This window comes from Actinomycetota bacterium, assembly GCA_041658565.1.
Classification (GTDB): Bacteria; Actinomycetota; AC-67; order AC-67; family AC-67; genus JBAZZY01.
Window position 1 is genome coordinate 1 of the sequence record JBAZZY010000078.1, and the last position, 3,092, is coordinate 3,092.

The following is a 3,092-nucleotide window of genomic DNA, read 5'->3' on the forward strand; positions in this document are numbered from 1 at the left end:
TCAAGAACGAGCATATGACGGTCGAGGATCGCGAGCGCTCCCTTTCGGCCATGATCGAAGTGGCGCTGGAGACCGTCGAGGGAGGAGAGGCGGAAACCGAGTAGGCGCGATAGCCCGGGCACGCGAGAGTCCGCCGCGGGCACGATGGCCTCTCGGTGGCCTGTTTAGATATCCATCGTCGATCTATAGGCTTTTTTATTCTTGCGGTATTCCCGTTTGGCCGAGGCGAGCGATTTCGGGTCGGCGGCCAGGGCGAAGCCCGAGACGGCCATGCAGGCGGCGGCCCAGCGCATCGCCTTGAAGGCCCAGCTCGAACCCGAGGCGGCGCAGGATTGCCAGGTATGCGCACCGACGCCCAGCGGCCACGTGGCGGAGTTGAGCTGCCCCGTCGGCACGATGTACGACACGTCGCCCGTGTCCAGGGAGCCGCCTATCCTGCGGTCCCGGCCGAAATCGCCCACCGCGTCGTGCATCGGGTTTCGAAGCAGACGGAGAGGCGCGTCGATCGGCGAGAGGGTCGCCTCGCGGTCCTTTTTCCCCACGGTCGCCTGAAGCGCGCGAGCGAACTCGAGCTCGTCTTTCGTGGGGCGGGGCAGCGGCAGCAGCTCCATCGCCTCCCGCATCGCGTCCTGGACCACATCGTTTGGGACATAGTCGCATTTCCCCGCCTTGATCTCGTGCCGTACCTTCGTCTCGGTCATGAGCGCGGCGCCTCGCGCCGCCTTGAGCACGCGCTTGACCACGTCGCGGACATCCTCGGCGCGGGGCGCGCGTATATAGAGCCAGGTCGCCGCGTTAGCCGGCACTATGTTCGGCTTCGCTCCACCGTCCGAGATGACGTAATGCAGCAGGGTACCTCGGGGCAGGTGCTCGCGCATGAATTCTAGCGAGAGGTTGAAAAGCTGCGCGGCATCGAGGGCGGAACGGCCGGCGTGGGGCGCCATGCCCGCGTGGCTCGCCCTCCCCGTGAAGGAGAACACGAGCGATAGATTCGCGCTCGAGGTATAGCGGTGCGGCGTATTCACGTCGGCAGGATGCCAGGTGATCGCGATGTCGGCGTCGTCGAAGCGTCCCGCTTTCACCAGGGGTATGCGACCCAGCGATTCTTCGGCGGGGCAGCCGTAGAAACGAACGCGCCCGGGAAGGCCTCGGGAGTCCAGCGCGTCGGCGAGGGCCTCGGCGGCCGCGAGGGAGCCCGCGCCCAGGAGATTGTGCCCGCAGGCATGCCCCGGCCCTCCGGCGACAATCGGCCTCGGCGCTATATCGCATGCCTGGGACATCGAGGGCAACGCGTCATACTCGCCCATGATCGCGATCAGCGCTCCGCCAGATCCGCGCTCGGCCGCGAAGGAGTAGGGCATCTCCGGGAATTCCGTCACCGCGAAGCCGCGCGATTCGAGACGCTTCCTGAATATTTCCGACGAGCGCCGTTCCTCGTGGGAGACCTCGGGGTGTTCCCAAATATCCTTGGCGATCGCGTCGTATTCCGAGGCGCGCGATTCGACGCCCGCGGCGATCTCCATTGCTATGTCGTGCGCGATTTCGATTTTCATGGCGATTTCCTTTCGCTGCGGACAAGGGGCTCGCATGCTCGAGGCGGCATGCCCGGCCTATTATATACAGCGCCGAGGCTCGGGCGAGAAGGGGGCGATCCGCGCTCAGCGGCCGGCCTTCCAACGATAGCCCATTCCCCAGACCGTCTCTATGCGGCGAGGTTCGGAGGGAAGGTCCTCGATCTTTTCTCTCAGGTGACGCACGTGGACGGTGACGGTGGAGATGTCGCCGAAACGCTCCCCGCCCCATAGCCGCTCGTAGATATCGTCTTTTCCGAAGACGCGATCGGGATTGCGCATTAAAAGGAGGAGGAGGTCGAATTCCTTCACGGTGAGCGATATCTCCCGGCCGCCCTTGCGGACTCGACGCGATGCCTGATTTACCTCCAGGCCTCCGTCGGCCATCCAGCGTTCGCCTGCGGCCTCCGTGCGGCCGGTCAGCCGGTCGTAACGAGCGAGTTGGCTCCGCACGCGGGCGACGAGTTCGGCGGGGCTGAAGGGCTTCGTGACGTAGTCGTCCGCGCCGAGCCCGAGTCCGCGTATCTTGTCGCCGTCCTCGCGCAAGGCGGTGAGCATCAGTACGGGGATTTCGCGCTCGGCGCGGATGGACCGGCAGACCTCGAAGCCGTCCATGAGGGGCAGCATGACGTCGAGGAGCGCGAGATCGAAGGCGCCCGAAAGAGCCGCCGCGAGACCCGACACGCCGTCCGCTCGCGTTTCCGACTCGAATCCGCCCGCAGCCAGGTAATCGGCGACGAGCTGCGAGAGCTGCGGCTCGTCCTCGACGATCAATATCCGCTTAGGCATCTAGCCTGGCCTCGCGGAATTCCAGGCATATCTCGAGCCCTCGAAACGCCGCCCCCGAGGCGGGCCGCGACGCGCGCGCGTCACCGCCTTGGGCCTCCATGATTCGCTTAACTATGGCGAGTCCAAGCCCCGATCCGCCGCGGCCGCGGGCGCGATCGCAGCGGAAGAAGGGCTCGAAGAGCCTCGGCAAATCCTCATCGGGAACGCCCTCGCCATCGTCCGATATCGAAAGCTCGACGATGCCGCCTATCGCCCGAGCCTTCCATTCCATCGCGATCGGGGTCTTGCCTCCGTGCTTGACCGCGTTTTCGACGAGGTCGGCCACCGCGCGCCGGGCGAGTTCCGGATCGGCCGCCGCCACCGGCCCTCGGCTCGCGCCGCCAAGCGCGTCGGCATCGGCTGGCGCCACTGCGCTTTCGGGCGGGTCGAGCTCGATCGCGACGCTCAAACCGGGGTACGAGGCCATGAGCGATTCGCGAAGCCCGCGGAGGAAGGGCCCGAGGGCGAGGGGGCCGACTCTCGCTCGAGAACCCTCGAGGTCGAGCCTCGAATAGGTGAACAGAAGCTCGATGAGCCCCTCGAGCTCGCGGGCGCGCTCCAATATCGCGCCCAGATATCTGTCGCGCATCGCGGGACTCGAGGCTATCCCGTCGCGGAGCCCCTCGGCATGGCCTCGGATGATCGCCACGGGAGTTCGCAGATCGTGCGAGACATGCGCGACGAGTTCCTTGC

At 66.2% G+C, this 3,092-nt stretch carries 3 protein-coding genes; all 3 read right to left on the bottom strand.

Translation table 11 applies throughout. The features are described 5' to 3' along the window. Positions 1-164: 164 nt before the first annotated feature. Positions 165-1,553 (bottom strand): amidohydrolase, encoded by a 1,389-nt coding sequence (locus tag WDA27_15055; protein MFA5892242.1) that lies wholly within the window; start codon positions 1,551-1,553, stop codon positions 165-167. Positions 1,554-1,658: 105 nt separating this feature from the next. Then, complete coding sequence (locus WDA27_15060) at positions 1,659-2,360, bottom strand: response regulator transcription factor (protein MFA5892243.1); 702 nt, start codon at positions 2,358-2,360, stop codon at positions 1,659-1,661. Further along, a partial coding sequence (locus WDA27_15065) for an ATP-binding protein (GenBank protein MFA5892244.1) occupies positions 2,353-3,092 on the bottom strand: 740 nt, incomplete at its 5' end. The genes WDA27_15065 and WDA27_15060, both read right to left, overlap by 8 nt.